Annotated in this window: 16 protein-coding genes; 9 read left to right on the forward strand and 7 right to left on the reverse strand. The window is 70.1% G+C overall.

Going from position 1 to position 17,491, the window contains the following annotated elements; translation table 11 throughout:
- Positions 1-198: 198 nt before the first annotated feature.
- From ACWEFL_RS12195 to ACWEFL_RS12215, 5 genes are all read right to left on the reverse strand, one after another.
- Positions 199-1,185 carry a hypothetical protein gene (locus tag ACWEFL_RS12195; protein WP_451710727.1) on the reverse strand — a complete coding sequence of 329 codons (987 nt, stop codon included), beginning with the start codon at positions 1,183-1,185 and terminating at the stop codon, positions 199-201.
- Positions 1,185-2,054 carry a sigma-70 family RNA polymerase sigma factor gene (locus ACWEFL_RS12200; RefSeq protein ID WP_451710851.1) on the reverse strand — a complete coding sequence of 290 codons (870 nt, stop codon included), beginning with the start codon at positions 2,052-2,054 and terminating at the stop codon, positions 1,185-1,187. Before ACWEFL_RS12200 ends, ACWEFL_RS12195 begins: the two co-directional genes overlap by 1 nt.
- Before the next feature lie 596 nt (positions 2,055-2,650).
- Complete coding sequence (locus ACWEFL_RS12205; protein ID WP_451710729.1) at positions 2,651-3,256, reverse strand: hypothetical protein; 606 nt, start codon at positions 3,254-3,256, stop codon at positions 2,651-2,653.
- Between the two features lie 325 nt (positions 3,257-3,581).
- Positions 3,582-4,289 carry a DUF4328 domain-containing protein gene (locus tag ACWEFL_RS12210; protein WP_451710731.1) on the reverse strand — a complete coding sequence of 236 codons (708 nt, stop codon included), beginning with the start codon at positions 4,287-4,289 and terminating at the stop codon, positions 3,582-3,584.
- A gap of 445 nt (positions 4,290-4,734) precedes the next feature.
- Positions 4,735-6,171 carry a beta-N-acetylhexosaminidase gene (locus ACWEFL_RS12215; RefSeq protein ID WP_451710733.1) on the reverse strand — a complete coding sequence of 479 codons (1,437 nt, stop codon included), beginning with the start codon at positions 6,169-6,171 and terminating at the stop codon, positions 4,735-4,737.
- A gap of 789 nt (positions 6,172-6,960) precedes the next feature.
- Between ACWEFL_RS12215 and ACWEFL_RS12220 the strand changes: the two genes are divergently transcribed.
- From ACWEFL_RS12220 to ACWEFL_RS12245, 6 genes are all read left to right on the forward strand, one after another.
- Complete coding sequence (locus tag ACWEFL_RS12220) at positions 6,961-7,548, forward strand: 2-oxo-4-hydroxy-4-carboxy-5-ureidoimidazoline decarboxylase (protein WP_451710735.1); 588 nt, start codon at positions 6,961-6,963, stop codon at positions 7,546-7,548.
- A 169-nt stretch (positions 7,549-7,717) separates the two neighbouring features.
- Positions 7,718-8,098, forward strand: a complete 381-nt coding sequence (gene sdhC, locus ACWEFL_RS12225) for a succinate dehydrogenase, cytochrome b556 subunit (protein WP_451710737.1) — start codon at positions 7,718-7,720, stop codon at positions 8,096-8,098.
- A gap of 8 nt (positions 8,099-8,106) precedes the next feature.
- Positions 8,107-8,583, forward strand: a complete 477-nt coding sequence (locus ACWEFL_RS12230) for a succinate dehydrogenase hydrophobic membrane anchor subunit (protein ID WP_451710739.1) — start codon at positions 8,107-8,109, stop codon at positions 8,581-8,583.
- Between the two features lie 21 nt (positions 8,584-8,604).
- Complete coding sequence (sdhA, locus tag ACWEFL_RS12235) at positions 8,605-10,359, forward strand: succinate dehydrogenase flavoprotein subunit (protein ID WP_451710741.1); 1,755 nt, start codon at positions 8,605-8,607, stop codon at positions 10,357-10,359.
- On the forward strand, positions 10,359-11,117 hold the full coding sequence (locus ACWEFL_RS12240; protein ID WP_451710743.1) for a succinate dehydrogenase iron-sulfur subunit: 759 nt from the start codon (positions 10,359-10,361) through the stop codon (positions 11,115-11,117). The genes sdhA and ACWEFL_RS12240 overlap by 1 nt, the downstream gene beginning before the upstream one ends.
- 161 nt (positions 11,118-11,278) lie before the next feature.
- Positions 11,279-11,812: a hypothetical protein gene (locus ACWEFL_RS12245; RefSeq protein WP_451710745.1), complete on the forward strand. Its 534-nt coding sequence runs from the start codon at positions 11,279-11,281 to the stop codon at positions 11,810-11,812.
- On the opposite strand, the gene ACWEFL_RS12250 is transcribed toward ACWEFL_RS12245, so the two are convergent.
- Complete coding sequence (locus ACWEFL_RS12250) at positions 11,785-12,567, reverse strand: alpha/beta fold hydrolase (protein ID WP_451710747.1); 783 nt, start codon at positions 12,565-12,567, stop codon at positions 11,785-11,787. The two genes, ACWEFL_RS12245 and ACWEFL_RS12250, sit on opposite strands and share 28 nt — an antisense overlap.
- 226 nt (positions 12,568-12,793) lie before the next feature.
- Here ACWEFL_RS12250 and ACWEFL_RS12255 point away from each other — a divergent pair, with 226 nt between their 5' ends.
- From ACWEFL_RS12255 to ACWEFL_RS12265, 3 genes are read left to right on the forward strand one after another with little or no spacing between them, the layout of a single operon-like run.
- A complete protein-coding gene (locus tag ACWEFL_RS12255) occupies positions 12,794-13,252 on the forward strand; it encodes a hypothetical protein (RefSeq protein ID WP_451710749.1) in 459 nt (152 codons plus the stop codon).
- Between the two features lie 6 nt (positions 13,253-13,258).
- Positions 13,259-13,705 (forward strand): thiol-disulfide oxidoreductase DCC family protein, encoded by a 447-nt coding sequence (locus ACWEFL_RS12260; protein ID WP_451710751.1) that lies wholly within the window; start codon positions 13,259-13,261, stop codon positions 13,703-13,705.
- 50 nt (positions 13,706-13,755) lie between these two features.
- Positions 13,756-14,559, forward strand: coding sequence for a TetR family transcriptional regulator (locus ACWEFL_RS12265; protein WP_451710853.1), 804 nt, complete (start codon positions 13,756-13,758; stop codon positions 14,557-14,559).
- A gap of 106 nt (positions 14,560-14,665) precedes the next feature.
- Here the strand turns inward: ACWEFL_RS12265 and ACWEFL_RS12270 are convergent, their stop codons facing one another.
- Positions 14,666-17,158: an MMPL family transporter gene (locus ACWEFL_RS12270; RefSeq protein ID WP_451710855.1), complete on the reverse strand. Its 2,493-nt coding sequence runs from the start codon at positions 17,156-17,158 to the stop codon at positions 14,666-14,668.
- Positions 17,159-17,491: the final 333 nt, after the last annotated feature.

A 17,491-nucleotide genomic window follows, 5' to 3' on the forward strand; every position in this document is an offset into this window, starting at 1 on the left:
CGCCATGTGCGCCCAGCCGCAGGTACGGGGGGAACCCCGGCTTCTGGCGCTGCCGATGACCAGTCGGCTCACTTTCTACTGCGCCGGACGGCCCAGAAACGTCACACCCCATGGCCGCGAAGTTTGTTTTCGCTGGTGAGGCCGGTCAGACGAGCCTGTGGGCGCGGGTAGACCAATCGTCGGGCGAGAGTGCGGGGGCTACTGCCCCGACATCTGCGGCTGGCGGTCCGCGCCGCGCGAGCCCTCGCGGTGCTTGTGGCTTCCGCCGCCCGTGGTGTCACCGCCGCTGCCGGCGAAATCGCCGTTGCCGGCATCGTCGCCGCCACCGGATTCACTCGCCTCGGCCTCGGCCTCGGTCCCCGTGCCGGAGCCGGTGCCGGAGCCGGTGCCGCGCAGCATCCGGTCGCAGAATTCACGGATCCGGGCCGGGCCCTTCGCGGCCTGCTCCAGGAACTTCCTGCTCTCGGCGTCGATGGTTCCGTCGCGGTAGTCCTCGCAGGCTTTGACCGTCTTGAGATGACGGTCGGTCTTCCGCTTGCCCTGCTTGCCCTGCTGACCCTTCTTCTTCCCCTTGCCGGGCCCCTCGGCCTCGCCGGTGGCGATGGCCGGTGGATCGGTGTCGCTGCTCTCGCTGCCGGGGTCGCCGGTCGCCGAGGGGGTGCCGACCGTGCCGGCCGGACCGGACGGCTGCGGCGGAACCGCCTTCCGGTTCCTGGGCGACTCGGTGACCAGGGGATCCGGGGTCGGCGCCGAGACCGAACTGACGGGTCCCGGAGTGCCGTCGAAGGGCGAGGGAAGAAAACCGGTGCCGGACGCGACCGCGACACCGCCGAAGGCGAATCCGGCCACGGCGGCGGCGACGCCGAAGCGGACCGGCAGGCCCAGCCGGGTGCGGAACGGAGAGCGGGGCCGGGGAGCGATCCGTACCATTCCGAGGCTCTGGCCCCCGGTCGCGGCCTCCGCCCTGACCTTGCGGAAGGCGGCCAGGGCAGCGGCCTCACCGGGCATCTCGCCGGCGCCGTCATCGGGGTGAGTGCGCAACTGCGGGCGGGCGGCGGCGTACAGCGCCTGATTCAGTCGTGCGACCTGGATACGCGCGCGTTCATCGAGGGCTTCGACGGGTTCACCGCGCAACAGTCGTTCCGCTGTCTCCTTGTCAAGCCACTCGTACCGCTCGTTGGCCATCACATGTCCTTCTGCGTACGCAGCCGTGATTGCGTCACACCGGCCGACGCGGTAGAACCCGGCCCCGGACCGCGCTGCGGTGGTACTCCGTTCAGATCCGTGCCGTGATCGGCGGGTCCGGCGGCCGGGTCGCCGGCGTGCGCGGCGCTGTCAGGGGTCCGCGCGTCCACCGGGTCGGCGCCGTCCGAACCGTACGCCCCCGGACGCGCCTGCGCATACTCGGGGCCACGGCGCCCGTCGACCGGAGGGCCGTAGGGCGGCCGCGGCCGGCGTTCCGGCGAGACTCCGGCCCGCGCGGCGGGAACTGACGCCGCCACGCCGTCGGCGCTCAGCAGCTCGGCGAGCCGCTTCAGACCGCGGTGGGCGGCGGTGCGTACGGCTCCGGGGCGCTTGCCGAGCGTCTGGGCCGCGCTCTTGGCGTCGAGGCCGACCACGACCCGGAGCACGACCGCTTCGGCCTGGTCCTGCGGCAACTGGGCGATGAGGGCCATGGTGTCGCCGGTGGCGAGCGATTCCATCGCCTCGCCCGCGGTGTCCGAATCGGCGGGCCTTCCGGTCAGTTCGGTCTCGTCCCCGCCGACGGCGGGGCGTCGGCCCCGCATCCGGATGTGATCGAACGCGCGGTTGCGGGCGATGCGCGCGGCCCAGCCGCGGAAGCGGTCCGCGTCGCCGGTGAACCGGTCGAGGTCCCTGGCTATCTGGAGCCACGCCTCGGAGGCGACGTCCTCGGCATCCGGTTCGCCGACGAGAGTCCGTACATAGCCGAGCAGTCGCGGGTGCACCGCGCGGTACACAGTACGGAAGGCGCCTTCGTCCCCGTCCTGCGCCGCAAGCACCGCGGTGGTCAGCTCCGCGTCGTCCCCCAGCACTACCTCTACCTGTTCGAAATCGCAGCTGGTCACCACTGGATCAACCTGCGCCCTGAGTACGCGAGTCAGCACGCTACGTCGTCCCCAGGGGCTACGTCCATGGCTTGTACAACTTGCAACAATATGCCGGAACAGTCGCCCCGGCGGGGCTGTGACAGAAATCGCCCGCCCGGCGCTGAGTGAAGTACGGGGGCGCCCAGCGGCCCCGGCGAACGACGACCGGGGCCTCTCCTGTGGGGGGTGGCGGCCCCGGTCGTCCTTCCATCCACCGCTCCGGCCACCGAGCCGACCGCTGCCCCCGGCCCCTTTCCCCCTTTACCTCCCGTCCCCGTTCCCACTTCCGATCCCGCTCTCGCGGTGAGTACGGCAGTGGCGCACAGATGAGGGCGCATCAGGATCTCGTGCGTGTCCCTCACACCGGGTCCTCCCGCTCCAGGGGTGGACTTTCCGGTCATTTCACCTGACATCGGGGCAGCTGCTCTCGGGCCGGTTCTTCGGGACAGTCGTTCAGAGCATGTGTTCGGGGCGGGCGTTCGGGACGGGTACGGGGATCGAGTGCCGAGATCGGGCAGAGACGGCGGCGCGCGGGGACCACTTCAGCGCTTGACGCGGGCCCGCCGGGAGACGACCGCGCGCAGCACCCGCCGCCCCTCGATCGAGACGGCCAGCGCCTGCCTCAGCCCCGCTCCGCCCTCCCCCTCCGCGACGATCTCCAGAACCCGGATCTGTCGCCGAAGCTCCCCGGTGACGAGCGGCCCCGCGCCCTCGGGCTCGCCCTCGCGGCAGCTCTTGAGGAGACCGGCGTCGTCGACGGGCTCCGACGCGGCGCCTCCGGGCGGCGGGAGGGGGCGGATGTCGAAGCGGTGGTGGAGTTCGAGAGCGGCCATGGAGCAGTCGTCCGCCCAGGCGCGGAGCGGGTCCGTCGTCCACTCGGCGGGCGCGGCCACGAGCATCTGCCGTACGACGGCGGCGGCGTCATCGGCGGCGTCATCGGTGGGCGGGCTCTCCAGCGCGTCCCTGACCTTCACCAGCCCCGTGGACCACTCCTCCGCCCCGTCCGCCAGATCCGCCCACAACGGACGCAGCACCTCCGTGTCGGAGGTGAGCAGCGGCAGACAGCGTTCCAGGCATGCGAGCCCGCTCGCCGCCAGGCCACGCTCATCCGATTGCGCGATCAGTTCCCTCAGGCATTTCGACGCCATCGGACGCCTCCCATCGCGGACGCAGCACGTCACTCCACACTTCACTGCACGTGCGAACCAGCGGGCCTCCTGGCGCATTTGCATCAGCCGGAAGGTCGCTTGGCGCAAAGTACCCCTTCCAGGGCATGCGCCGCCACGATTCCGCGAAGCTGGGCGATATCGCTTTTCGTTCATCAATTGAGCGCACATCGCACACACTTGTGCCATCCCTCTGTTACATTCGGGCCACCCGGAACGTGGCTTGCGGAGCCCTTGTGGTTTCCGCTCGAGCCCCGGGCAACGCGGTGTGAGCCCGCACACCCCCGGGCGGGCTCACACCTGCGGCCTACCAGATCTCTCCGGCCCGCTTGGCGTCCTGCATGCGTGTGATGGCGCGTACGACGCCGATCGCGAGGACAGCGGCCACGATGTCGACCGCGTAGACGACGGTGGTCAGGACCGTGATCCTGGGATTCGCCCAGCTGAGGGCCGGCACCAGAACCAGCCAGGGGACCCATGCCACGCCCCAGAGGTCGAGCACCGTACGACGCCGCCTCCCCTGCCCCGGAACCGGATCGCCGGCGCTCGCCGTCCAGAGGTCACCGGCGACCATGCGCGGAATGAAGAGATTGCCGACCGGAAGGAACCAGCCACCGAGCGCCCAGCCCACCGACCACCGCTGGAGCTCCGGTGCGAACACCTGGGCGTTGCGCCGGACCATGTGGAACCAGACGAGGAAGAGCACCACGACCAGCAGGCTCGCCATCGTCCGCGTCAGCGCCAGGATGGTTCCGAGTTCCCTTTCGGGCCCCGGGTCCTGCCGGCCGTCGACCGTCAGAATGACGGCGCCGGTGACGAGCGAGGCCGTCTCCACGGCGATCAGCGCCACCAAATGCCCCACCAGGGCGCGCGAGCAGGGGACCGGTGACATCAATCGGGCGCCGGGCTTCCTCCAGACGAAGGGCCAGCCGATCTCCGGGGTGGGAGCACCGGTCGCCGTCGGCCCGGTCGCGGCCGGGCCCGGACCGGAACCGGAACGCGAAACGGAACCCATACCAGAGCCCGTACCGGAGTCCGTACCAGAACCCGTGCCGGGGTCCTGAACGGAGTCCGGACCAGAATCCGTGCCGGAGTCCGGACCGGGGTCCCGACCGGAGCCTGGCCCTTCGTCGGAGACCCCGGCCGCGCACCTGGCGCAGAGCCCTGCCTCCGTCGTCGCCTTCGCTGTGGTCGTCGTACCGCACATGGAGCAGACCATGGCGAGCCCCCCTGGTGCGGGCACCGCCACAGCGCCCGCGGATCGGCCTGCGAACCGCGCGTCCGCCCGCGGAAGATACGCCCGCGGGCCGACCCCGTCCAGGGTGCGCGCACCACTCGGTCCGCCGGGCGGGCCGGGCGCACCACTCGGTCCGCCCGGCCCGTCCGGATCGCTCCGCCCACCCTTTCACGGGATCACCCGTTCACGGGATCCCCGGTCCGCGGAATCACCGGCTCACCACTCAGCCGAGCCGCCCCGCCAGGTTCTGGAAGTCCTGCCAGCTACGGGCGGGCACGCGCGGGTCCCATACCTTCTGGGCCGTCGCCCGCAGGGGCATGGCGATGCCGCGCGCGACCTGGTCCGGTGTCTGGGCCTGCGGCAGATCGCCCCAGACGGCCAGCCGGCCGCCCAGGATCTGGCTCGAGTACTTCCGCGCGACGGGAGCCGTGCCGCGGAGCACCAACGGGGTCCACTCCTCGTAGATACGGCGGCCGGTCGGATAGATGAAGTTGTTGGGCTGGCCCAGGACGTAGTAGAGGTACTCGTCGTTGACGTTCACGACCTTGCGGCCCTCGGCGAGGTACTCCTGTGGTGGGCGGGCCCCGATCTCCCTGCCCGTCCAGTACTCGACCTGGATGTCCTTGTCGACGGTGACCACGCCGCCCCGGAAGAAGCCGTCGTTCCACGCCTTCAGCGTTCTGCCCAGGGGGCGGAGCACGGCCGCGCGGTCGTTCACCCAGGCCGTCGCCAGGTCCTGGATGCGGCCCTGGGGCCCGTACTTCTGCCGGGCGAGTGCGGCGAGCCCCGGGAAGGACGCCTCCGGGTTCTTCCTGGTCAGGGCCTGGTACTCGTCGCCTCCGAGATGCCAGTACACCCCGTGGAACAGATCCGCGTACTCGCGCAGCAGTTCGTCCACGAGCCGCGCGGACGCGGGATTGCCGATGTCGATGGCCCCGCGCACCGGCCGGCCCGACGCGTCCTTCAGCTGGAGTTCCGGGTGGGGGGCGAGCACCGCGCCCAGATGACCGGGTGAGTCGATCTCCGGGATGACGGTGATGTGGAGGGAGTCGGCGAGCGCGAGGACGCGCCGGACCTCGGCCTTGGTCAGATGCTCGCTCGAGACGATCTCCGGGTGGGTCGACGACTCGATGCGGAAGCCCTGGTCGTCCGAGAAGTGGAGGCCCAACTGGTTGAGCTTGAGATCGGCCATCTCGCGGAGCCGGTCCTCCAGCCAGGCGGCGGTGTAGTACTTGCGGGCGATGTCGACCATCAGTCCGCGCTGCGGCCGGTCGGGAGCGTCCTTGACGAGTCCTTCCGGCATCGCGCCGCCGGAGCGCACGGCCTGTTTGAGCGTACGGGTGCCGTAGAAGACGCCCGCCTCGGCCGGACCCGCGATCCGGACCCGGTTCCCGGCGGTGCGGACGGTGTACGACTCGGGGCCGCCGGCCTGGGTACGGTCGAGCACCAGTTCCACATCGCCCTCGCGGACCGGGACGACGCCCCGGTAGGCGATCTTCAGCTCCCCGGCGAGCAGCTTCCCCTCGTCCGCGAGCGCCTCGCTGCCCTTGGCGACGGTGACTCCGGTACCGGGGCCCGGCCGCCAGCCGGGGCCGCGGGCGGGCTCATGGGTGCGGACGGCGGGGATCGTCGCCGGCGCGGTGGAGAGGGGATACGTCATGGACGGCGAAGGGCTCGCGGTCCGGGCGGAGGTGACGGACGTGGCGGAGCGCGAACCGCCGGATCCGGTGCCGGAGCCCGACGAACAGGCGGTGAGGGTCAGCGGCAGGGCTATCGACAGGGCCGCGCCGACGGCTCCGATCGCGCCGGGCCACCGACCCCGCCCGTAACCGCGCCGCCGCCCGAATCCGGCACATCGCCTGAATCCGGCACATCGCCCAGAGCCGGGTCCCTGCCCCGGTCCCTGCCCGGGTCCCTGCCCCGGTCCCTGCCCGGGTCCCTGCCCGGATCGCCGCTCGGACCGCCGCTCGGCCCCGCTTCCCGGATCGCCTCCGACATCTACGACTTCTCTGACTTCTCTCGCTTCTCTGACATCTATGGCATCTCCGGCATCGCCGACGCCCTTGGGCCCTCTTCCACGGCCCTTCCCAAGGCCCCTTCCGGGACCGCGCGCTGAGTGGCACATCACTCGGATACCTCCCGTTTGTGGGTCAACCCCCGCGAAGTGCCCCCTACGCCGTCTATCACATGAGCTGAAACTCTCCCGTCCGGGTGAAAATCGCGCATCCGTCGGACAGCCCATCGCACACATCGATAGCGTTACGTCTCACTCACCTCTCCCTTCCCAGCGGTACCGCTGTCCTGTTTCGAGGAGCCCACGCTGTCCAGCGATTCCCCTGACGGCCTCCCGAAGCGACCGCCGACGACACGTCTCGGCGAGGCCGGTCCGGCCGGTTCGGCGTTAATCGCCCGGAACCAGACTCGGACACCGGAGCGGCCCCAGCTACCCGTGCAGCGCGCGAGCGGGACCGCCGGACTGGAGCGTTTCAACACCGCTCCCGCCGAAACCGCGGTCGCCACCCTCCTCGCGTGCTGCGGCAGCCCCCGCTGGGCCGAGCGGGTGGCCGCCCACCGCCCGTACCCCGATCTCGACGCGCTGCTCGCCGCCGCCGACGAGGCCGGCTACGACCTCGCCCCCGACGATGTGAGCGAGGCCCTGGCCGACGAGTACCCGGCCGGACCGCTGCCCGACGCGCCGCAGGCCGCCCACACCGCGCTCGCCGCCGCCCACGCCGCATACGAAAGTAAGTTCGGACACTCGTTCGTGATCTGCCTCGACGGCTACCGACCCGAGGAGTACCTCGACGAGGTGCTCGCCGGCATCCGTAAGCGACTCGCCCACGATCCCGACCACGAACGGGCCGTATCCGCCGATGAGCTGCGGGGACTCGCCCGCGCCCGGCTCAGGCACGCGGTCTCCGGGCATCCGGAACCGGACGGTGCGGACGCGCCGGGGCGGGCGGAAACCGGTCAATCTCACACGGGGCCGATTCCGCATGTCCCAGGGCTTCCGGATAGCCCGTCCGAGGCTGTTTGATTGCCTGTTTGATCACACCTGCGGACCCCGCGCGAACGAACCGACAAGTCGTCGCTACGATGGCCGGGGCCGGTGGACCGTACCCGGCCGGGCCAGACCGACAACCCGCTGTACTTCCTAGTAAGAGGATGGCGGCAGGCCCCAGTCCCTGCTCCCGGAGGGTTCTTCCGTGCCGGCTGGAACGCTGTACCGCGGCCGGGAAGGAATGTGGTCCTGGGTGGCTCACCGAGTCACCGGCGTCCTCATCTTCTTCTTCCTGTTCGTCCATGTCCTGGACACCGCTCTCGTCCGCGTCTCACCAGAGGACTACGACAAAGTCGTGGCCGTCTACAAGACGCCGATCGTCGCGCTTCTCGAATACGGCCTGGTGGCCGCGGTTCTCTTCCACGCCCTGAACGGGCTGCGCGTCATCGCCGTGGACTTCTGGTCCAAGGGCCCGCGCTACCAGAAGCAGATGCTCTGGTCCGTGATGGGTATCTGGATCGTGCTGATGGCGGGTGCCCTGTACCCCGTCCTCGGACACGCCTTTCGTGAAGTCTTCGGGAGCTGACGCCGGACATGTCTTCTGACACCTCTTCCGCGATCGGTCCCGTCGAGGGCGCGGCGCTCTACGACGTGGACAATCCGGCCCCGCTGATCGAGGCCCCCCGCAAGCGCACCGGGAAGACCCCGCGCTCCACCCGCGGCAACTTCGAGATGGCCGCATGGCTCTTCATGCGCCTGTCCGGCGTGGTGCTGGTCGTCCTGGTCATCGGCCATCTCCTGATCCAGCTCGTGCTGGACGGCGGCGTCTCCAAGATCGGCTTCGCGTTCGTCGCGGGCCGCTGGGCGTCCCCGTTCTGGCAGACCTGGGATCTGCTGATGCTCTGGCTCGCCATGCTGCACGGCGCCAACGGCCTGCGTACCGTCATCAACGACTACGCCGAGCGCCCGAACACGCGCCTGTGGCTCAAGGGCCTGCTGTACACCGCCACGGTGTTCACCATCCTGCTGGGCACGCTGGTGATCTTCACCTTCGACCCGAACATCCGCTAGAGCCGGGGCTGACGACACCTCATGAAGATCCACAAGTACGACACCGTCATCGTCGGCGCGGGCGGCGCGGGCATGCGCGCGGCCATCGAGGCCACCAAGCGCAGCCGTACCGCCGTGCTGACGAAGCTCTACCCCACCCGCTCCCACACGGGCGCGGCGCAGGGCGGCATGGCCGCCGCGCTCGCCAATGTCGAGGAGGACAACTGGGAGTGGCACACCTTCGACACGATCAAGGGCGGTGACTACCTGGTCGACCAGGACGCCGCCGAGATCCTGGCGAAGGAGGCCATCGACGCCGTCCTCGACCTGGAGAAGATGGGCCTGCCATTCAACCGGACCCCGGACGGCACGATCGACCAGCGCCGGTTCGGCGGGCACTCCCGCAACCACGGCGAGGCCCCGGTGCGCCGGTCCTGCTACGCCGCGGACCGCACCGGTCACATGATCCTCCAGACGCTGTACCAGAACTGCGTGAAGGAGGGCGTCGAGTTCTTCAACGAGTTCTACGTCCTCGACCAGCTGATCACCGAGGTCGACGGCGTCCGCAAGTCCGCCGGAGTGGTCGCGTACGAGCTGGCCACCGGCGAGATCCACGTCTTCCAGGCGAAGGCGGTCGTCTACGCCTCCGGCGGCACCGGCAAGTTCTTCAAGGTGACCTCCAACGCGCACACCCTCACCGGCGACGGCCAGGCGGCCTGCTACCGGCGTGGGCTGCCGCTGGAGGACATGGAGTTCTTCCAGTTCCACCCGACGGGCATCTGGCGGATGGGCATCCTGCTCACGGAGGGCGCCCGCGGTGAGGGCGGCATCCTGCGCAACAAGGACGGCGAGCGCTTCATGGAGAAGTACGCGCCCGTCATGAAGGACCTGGCCTCGCGTGACGTGGTGTCCCGCTCCATCTACACCGAGATCCGCGAAGGCCGCGGCTGCGGTCCCGAGGGCGACCACGTCTACCTCGACCTGACCCACCTGCCCCCGGAGCAGCTCGACGCGAAGCTCCCGGACATCACCGAGTTCGCGCGTACGTACCTCGGCATCGAGCCCTACACGGACCCGATCCCGATCCAGCCGACCGCGCACTACGCGATGGGCGGCATCCCGACGAACGTCCAGGGTGAGGTCCTCCTCGACAACACCACCGTCGTTCCGGGTCTCTACGCGGCCGGCGAGGTCGCGTGCGTATCGGTGCACGGAGCCAACCGGCTGGGCACCAACTCGCTGCTCGACATCAATGTCTTCGGCCGCCGCTCCGGCATCGCCGCGGCCGAGTACTCCGCCGCGAACGACTTCGTCGACCTCCCGGAGAACCCGGAGTCCCTGGTCGTCGAGCAGGTGGAGCGGCTGCGGAACTCCACCGGCAACGAGCGGGTCGCGGAGATCCGCCGTGAGCTGCAGGAGACCATGGACGCGAATGTCATGGTGTTCCGCACCGAGCAGACCATCAAGACGGCGGTCGAGAAGATCGCCGAGCTGCGTGCCCGCTACAAGAACGTGTCCGTCCAGGACAAGGGCAAGCGGTTCAACACGGATCTGCTGGAGGCGATCGAGCTGGGCAACCTGCTCGATCTCGCCGAGGTCATGGCCGTCTCCGCGCTGGCCCGCAAGGAGTCCCGCGGCGGTCACTACCGCGAGGACTACCCGAACCGCGACGACGTCAACTTCATGCGCCACACCATGGCGTATCGCGAGGTCGGCGACGACGGCTCCGAGACCATCCGTCTCGACTACAAGCCGGTCGTCCAGACCCGCTACCAGCCGATGGAGCGTAAGTACTGATGGCTACCCCTGTCATGGACAAGGTCGAGGCTGAATCAGCCGCCTCGCCGTACATCACGGTCACCTTCCGGATCCGCCGCTTCAACCCGGAGGTCTCCGAGCACGCGGTCTGGGAGGACTTCCCGATCCAGATCGACCCGAAGGAGCGGGTGCTCGACGGCCTTCACAAGATCAAGTGGGATGTCGACGGCACTCTGACGTTCCGCAGGTCGTGCGCGCACGGCATCTGCGGCTCGGACGCGATGCGGATCAACGGCAAGAACAGGCTCGCCTGCAAGACGCTGATCAAGGACCTCAATCCCGAGAAGCCGATCACGATCGAGCCCATCAAGGGCCTGACGGTCCTCAAGGACCTGGTCGTGGACATGGAGCCGTTCTTCCAGGCGTACCGGGACGTCATGCCGTTCCTGGTCACCAAGGGGAACGAGCCGACGCGTGAGCGGCTGCAGTCCGCCGAGGACCGTGAGCGTTTCGACGACACCACCAAGTGCATCCTGTGCGCCGCGTGCACCTCGTCGTGCCCGGTGTTCTGGAACGACGGCCAGTACTTCGGTCCGGCGGCGATCGTCAACGCCCACCGCTTCATCTTCGACTCGCGCGACGAGGCCGGGGAGCAGCGGCTGGAGATCCTGAACGACAAGGACGGCGTGTGGCGTTGCCGTACGACGTTCAACTGCACGGACGCCTGCCCGCGAGGCATCGAGGTCACCAAGGCGATCCAGGAAGTCAAGCGCGCCCTGATCACGCGCCGTTTCTGACGGCCTGTCCGCCGTACGGAGACTCTCCCGGAGGGCTCCGCGTCCCGCTCGTGGGCGCGGAGCCCTCCGGCGTATCTCGCGACGGGCTTCTCCTCGCGCGGCGATTCCTGGCAGGATTTAGGTGCCTGTGAGTTGACTTGGTGAAAGCGGGGAGCCTGAAGATGACCGAGCCGAATCCTTACGCGGCGGACGGACAGCCCGAGTACCAGTGGGGTCCCGACACTCCTCCGGGCACGCCGGCCTACGGATACCCCGCGGCGGGGTACGGCTATCCGAACCAGCCTCCGGGGTACGCCCAGACGCAGCCCAGCGGTGTGCCGGTGCCGATGCCCACGCCGCCGATGGGGGCGACGCCGCTGGTGGCGATCGGCGACATCGTGGTGATGCAGGACACGATCGTCACTCCCGCCGGAACGATGCCGCTCAAGGGCGCCGTGTGGAACGCGACGGACATGTCCCGGCACGAGGAGAAGATCCCGACGCACGCGATCGTGCTGGCGGTCGTCTTCTTCGTCTTCTGTCTGCTGGGGCTGCTCTTCCTGCTGATGAAGGAGCACCAGACCACGGGCTTCATCCAGGTCACCGTCACCAGTGGCGGCAGGCATCACTCGACGATGATCCCGGCGCAGAACCCGATGACGTTCCAGCAGGTCATGGGCCAGGTGAACTACGCGCGGTCGATCAGCGCGATGTGACGCAGCAGCAGGCCGGTGATCTCGTCCGGGCGTTCCAGGCTCGGGAGGTGGCCGGCCCACGGCAGTTCCCGGTGACGGGCCGTGGGCAGCAGGTCCGCGAGCCGGGCCGCTGACCGCCGGAAGTCGGGCATGTCGTGGGCGCCGGAGACGACGAGGGCGGGGGCTGTCACTGCGCGCAGCGCCGTCGGGTCGAAGTCTCCGGTGCCCTCGTATCCGTGGTCGTCGGCCGAGAGCTGCAGTTCGTAGGCTTCGAGCTGCATCCGGGTGACGGCGGCCAGGGTGGCCGGGTCGGCCTCGGGGCCGAGCCAGGTACGGGCGCTGAACGCCGCGGCGTCCGCCACGTCGCCGTCCTCGACGAGTTCCACCTCCCGCCGCTCGAAGGCGGCGACCTCCTCGCTCTCCTCCTGGCCGGGCAGTCCGGCGCAGAGCAGCGCCAGCGCGCTCACGCGCGTGGGGTCGCGTGCCGCGATCTCCAGGGCGATCCGTCCCCCGTACGACGAGCCGACCAGGGCCGCGCGTTCGATGCCGAGGGCGTCCATCAGGGCGATCACGTCGTCGGCGTCGCGGTAGGGCACGTTTGACGGCGGTGTGCCGCCGAAGGCCCTGAAGTCCGCGCGCACCACCCGGTGTCCGGCGTCGGCGAGGGCGTGCCACTGGGGTTCCCACATACGGCGGTCGCAGACCGTGGAGTGCAGGAGGACGACGTCCGGGGCCGTCGAGCCCGCGTCGCCGGTCATGTCATGAGCGAGGGTCATCCGGTGGAGCCTACTGCGGCGACCGGCGGTTCGGCTTCCGGATTCGCCGCCTCCGCGGCTCCTCCCGTCGCACCGGCTCCGCTCTCCCCGTGTGCTGTCCCCAAGGCTGTCACGCCGCCGCCCCAACACCTCTTCCGGAACCTCTCGTTCCGCGTTGAACGTGTTCAAAAAACGCGCTACATTCCTCCCATCGGATCTTTTGAACACGTTCAGAAAGGTCGGGGGAATGGACCTCAATGTTCTCGGCTACGTCATCTACCTGCTGATCAGCGTGGCGTTGACCGTCTGGGTGGCCCGTACGCTGAGCCGCAACGGCCGGATCTTCCTCTCCGATGTGATGCACGGGAACGAGAAGCTGGCCGATGCCGTGAACCACCTCCTGGTGGTCGGCTTCTATCTGGTGAACCTGGGCTTCGTCGCTCTCTATCTGCGGGTCGCGAAGACCGTGGAGGACACGCGCGGACTCTTCGACTCGCTCTCGCTGAAGCTCGGAGTGGTGCTGCTCGTCCTCGGGCTGATGCACCTCACCAACGTCTACGTCCTCAACAAGATCCGCAGGCGTGGCGTGATGGAGCGCGAGCAGGTGCCGCCGGTGGCCCCGCAGGGCTGGACCTCGCCGCCCACCGCGCCGCAGGGCTGGACCCCGCCGACCGTGCCGCCGGCCGCACCGCCGGCCGGGGTGTGAGCCCCGATGGCCGCCCCGGTCCGCCACGCGGGCATCCCGGTCGCCCGGCTCACCGTCCTCTACGACGCGCAGTGCTCCCTCTGCGACCATCTGCGGCAGTGGCTGGGCCGTCAGCGCCAGCTCGTACCCCTGGATCTGGTCCCCGCCGCGTCGCACGAGGCACGGCGCCGATACCCGGACCTCGACCACACCCGTACGCTCAAGGAGATCACCGTCATCGGGGACCGGGGCCAGATCTTCGCCGGGGCGGCGGCCTGGATCGTCTGTCTGTGGGCGCTGGCGGATCACCGGCCGAAGGCCCACTGGCTCTCCACCCCGGCAGGCGCCCCCTTCGTCCGCGCCACGATGCTCGCGGCGGCCAAGTACCGCGAGGCGACCTCGGCGGGGGCTGCGGCGGGGGCAGGGGCGGCGGCCGGCACTCCCTGTGACGACCGCTGCGAACTCCCCCACTAGGCTCGGTCACCGTGACTGACGCGAAGGCCCCGGCCGGTGTGAACGCCCCGATGAGCACCCCGAGAAGCACTCCCGAGAGCACCTCGAAGAGCGAGCAGACCCGCACGCTCATCCTCGAAACCGCGCTCCGGCTCTTCCAGGAGCGCGGTTACGACAAGACGACCATGCGGGCCATCGCCACGGAGGCGGGGGTCTCGGTGGGGAACGCGTACTACTACTTCGCCTCCAAGGAACATCTCGTCCAGGGGTTCTACGACCGGATCGCCGCCGAGCACCGGGCGGCGGTCCGGCCCCTCCTGGAGACGGAGACCGATCTCGGGGCGCGGCTGGCGGGGGTGCTGAACGCCTGGCTGGACATCGCCGAGCCGTACCACGAATTCGCGGCCCAGTTCTTCAAGAACGCGGCCGACCCGGAGAGCCCCCTCAGCCCCTTCTCGACCGAGTCGGAGCCCGCCCGCGAGGAGGCCATCCAGGTCCACCGGGAGGCCCTGGCGGGTGCGAAGACCAAGGTGCCGGCCGAACTGGCCGACTCCCTCCCGGAGCTGCTGTGGCTCTCCCAGATGGGGCTCGTCCTCTACTGGGTCTTCGACCGCTCCGAAGGCCGTCAGCGCAGCCGCCGACTGGCCGAGCAGGGCGCCCGGCTGACCACCCGCGGCATCGTCCTCTCCCGGTTCCGGGTGCTGCGGCCGCTCGTCCACGATGTGCACGAGCTGCTGACGGACCTGCTGCCGGGCACGGCCCAGACGGTGGCCGCCCGCAAGTCCGCGGCGGGCCGGCGAGGGCCGGCCGCCACCGCGCGCGGGCGGCGGACCGCGTCCGTATCGAAGACGACCGCGTCCGAACCGAAGGCGTAGGAGCGCCCCGGGCTCTGCGCGCTGTGCCCTGTGCGCCGGAGTGTTCCCACGGGGGAGCGCCCCGACGCCCAAGGCCGGCGCTCCGGGGCGCTCCCCGCAACACGCCCTACCGGCCGACTCCCGCGTCCGCCAGGACCACGTCGTGGACCAGCGGATCGTCGCCGATCAGGACGTGGCGGGACCGGGGTTCCCGCCCGGGGACCGCCGCGGTCAGCAGATACGCGCCGCCCTCCGGGGCGGAGAGGACGTACGAGCCGTCGGCCGCCGACTCCACCCGGTCCACCTCATGGCCCTCCGGTGAGACGAGAGCGAGGACCGCGTCCGCGACCGGCTCCCCCTCGCCCGTACGGACGAAGCCGTACACGGTCGACCCGCGGGGGCTCGAAGCCGTCGGGGAAGCCCCGGTGAGCGGCCCCTCCCCCGATGCGCCGGACTCCCCGGACTCGTTGGACTGCTTGGACGCCTTGTGTTCCGCGGCCTCCGTTGGCTCCTTGGGTTCGACCGCGAAATGCGGCAGCCGCTTCTCCAGCCCGGCGGGCAGCCACCAGTTGGACCGCCCCAGCAGGAACATCGCGGCCGGGACCAGCGCCGTACGCAGAATGAACGCGTCCAGCGCCACCGCGGCGGCGAGGCCGACCCCCGCCATCGCGGCCTCCAACTCGCCGCTGAGGACGAACGCGCCGAAGACGCAGATCATGATGAGGGCCGCGCTGTTGATGACCCGGCTGGTCTCGGTGAGGCCGACCCGTACCGCTCGCGCGTTGTCCCGCGTGTGCACCCACTCCTCGTGCATACGGCTCACCAGGAAGACCTGATAGTCCATCGAGAGCCCGAAGAGCAGCGACAACATGATGACCGGCAGGAACGCGGTGATCGGGCCCTCCTTGCCGATGCCGATCAGCTCCGTTCCCCAGCCCCACTGGAAGATCGCCACCATGAGGCCGAAGGAGGCCGCCGCCGCGATCAGATTCATCAGGGCGGCCGTCAGCGGCACCACCAGTGACCGGAACGCGACCAGCAGCAGGACGAAGCCCAGCGCGATGATCGTGCCGACGAAGTACGGCATCCGGTCGCCGGTCACCTCCGCGAAGTCCTTGAAGACCGCCGTCACTCCGCCGACGTGGACGCTCTCGCCGGACTCCGCGATGACGTCGTCGCGGAGGATGTCGATGAGCCGGTCCGTCTCCTCGGACTGCGGCGAGGTCGCCGGGACGACGTTGATCACCGTGAGACCGGATTCGGGCGGCAGCGGCATCATGGCCGCCTGGACGACGCCCTCGGTCTGTCGCACCCGCTCCACCAGCGCGGTCGCGGCGGCGGGTTCGATCCCCTCCCCGACGAGTTGCAGCGGTCCGTTGAAGCCGGGTCCGAAGCCGTCGGCGAGCAGGTCGTACGCCTGCCGGGTGGTCGAGTCCTCCGCGTGGTTGCCCTGGTCGGTGGCGCCGAGCCGCAGCGACAGCACCGGAATCGCCAGGACCGCCATCACCACGATCGCGATCAGGCCGACGGCCTTGGGCCGCTTCTGCACGAAGGCGGCCCAGCGGACGGCGGCGCCCTTCGACTCGGTGGGCTCGGGCCCCTTCTCGGCCAGCCGCCGCCGCTGCCGCCTGCTGAGCACCCGAGTGCCGAGGAAGCCGAGCAGCGCGGGCAGCAGGGTCACGGCGGCCAGCACGCTCAGTACGACGGTGAGGGAGGTGGCGATGACGACGCCGTCGAGAAAGCGGAGATTCGTCACCAGCATCCCGGCGAGCGCGATGCAGACCGTGGCGCCCGCGAACAGAACGGCCCGGCCGGAGGTGTTGAGCGCGGTGACGGCCGCTTCCTCGGGGTCGTCGCCCCGCAGGATGCCCTTGCGGTGCCGGGTGACGATGAACAGCGCGTAGTCGATACCGACGCCGAGGCCGATCAGCGAGCCGAGCAGCGGCGCGAGATCGGGCACATCGGTGACATGGCTGAGCAGCATCGTGGACAGCATCCCGATGCCGACGCCGAAGACCGCCACGACCAGCGGCAGCAGCATCGCGTACAGCGAACCGAAGGCGAGGAAGAGCACGATCGCGGCGGCGGCGATGCCGACCATCTCGGCCGTGCCCCCTGCCGGTTCCTGGGTGAGGGCGATCGCCTGTCCGCCGCCCTCGACCTGGAGGCCGTCGCTCCGGGCGTCCTCGACGGCCTCGATCACATCCCGCACGGTCTCCTTCGGGACCGAGTGCGCCTGCTCGGCGAAGACGACATGGGCGTAGGCGATCCGCCCGTCCTCGCTGATCTGCGCCTCGCCCCGCGGGGAGTAGGGGCTCCTGACCTCGCCGACCCCCTTCATGCCCGCGATCTCCTTGAGCACGGGCTCCAGCCGCTCCCGTACGGACGTATCGCGCACCGAGCCGTCGTCGACCCGCCACACCACGGTGTTCTGGTCACCGGCGCTCTCCGGGAACGCCTTCGCCATCAGGTCGTACGCCCGCCGGGAGTCGGTGTCCGGGAGGCTGAAGACGTTCGAGTAGTCGGTCCCCGCCGCGCTGCCGGCCGCCCCCAGGCCGAACAGCGCCGCCACCCAGAGCATCAGTACCGCCAGCCGGTGCCGGTAGCACCACCGTGCCAATGCCGCCACGATCTCCCCGCCCTTTCGTCCTTCGGTCCGTGTCCCCCGGGCCGGGCTTCAGCATCGGGCGCGAGGGCGGCGGACGGCGGGGCGCGGAGCCGACTCTCAGGGAACTCCAAGGCTGAGACCCGCGCCCCGGCGTTCGCCGTCGCCCGCACGGCGACTCTCAAGGAACTCCAAGGCTGCGCGGGCGCGTCGAGCGGCCCGCGCGCGGATACTGAGGTCCTGTACCGCAGTCCTGCACTGCTGTTCTGTGCTGAGGTCCTGTACTGCGGTGAAGTGCCGCAGTGAAGTGCCGCGGTCCTGGCGAACCGTCCGAGTCGAGGGGGCTCC

The sequence above is a fragment of the Streptomyces sp. NPDC004838 genome, assembly GCF_053600955.1.

Coding starts and splice junctions, on each gene's coding strand:
- ACWEFL_RS12210 (WP_451710731.1), bottom strand. CDS start 4,289: ATGGGTTCCGTTTCGCGTTCCGGTTCCGGTCCGGGCCCGGCCGCGACC.
- ACWEFL_RS12250 (WP_451710747.1), bottom strand. CDS start 12,567: ATGACCCTCGCTCATGACATGACCGGCGACGCGGGCTCGACGGCCCCG.
- ACWEFL_RS12215 (WP_451710733.1), bottom strand. CDS start 6,171: ATGACGTATCCCCTCTCCACCGCGCCGGCGACGATCCCCGCCGTCCGC.
- ACWEFL_RS12255 (WP_451710749.1), top strand. CDS start 12,794: ATGGACCTCAATGTTCTCGGCTACGTCATCTACCTGCTGATCAGCGTG.
- ACWEFL_RS12245 (WP_451710745.1), top strand. CDS start 11,279: ATGACCGAGCCGAATCCTTACGCGGCGGACGGACAGCCCGAGTACCAG.
- ACWEFL_RS12195 (WP_451710727.1), bottom strand. CDS start 1,185: ATGGCCAACGAGCGGTACGAGTGGCTTGACAAGGAGACAGCGGAACGA.
- ACWEFL_RS12230 (WP_451710739.1), top strand. CDS start 8,107: ATGTCTTCTGACACCTCTTCCGCGATCGGTCCCGTCGAGGGCGCGGCG.
- sdhA (WP_451710741.1), top strand. CDS start 8,605: ATGAAGATCCACAAGTACGACACCGTCATCGTCGGCGCGGGCGGCGCG.
- ACWEFL_RS12240 (WP_451710743.1), top strand. CDS start 10,359: ATGGCTACCCCTGTCATGGACAAGGTCGAGGCTGAATCAGCCGCCTCG.
- ACWEFL_RS12260 (WP_451710751.1), top strand. CDS start 13,259: ATGGCCGCCCCGGTCCGCCACGCGGGCATCCCGGTCGCCCGGCTCACC.
- ACWEFL_RS12265 (WP_451710853.1), top strand. CDS start 13,756: ATGAGCACCCCGAGAAGCACTCCCGAGAGCACCTCGAAGAGCGAGCAG.
- ACWEFL_RS12205 (WP_451710729.1), bottom strand. CDS start 3,256: ATGGCGTCGAAATGCCTGAGGGAACTGATCGCGCAATCGGATGAGCGT.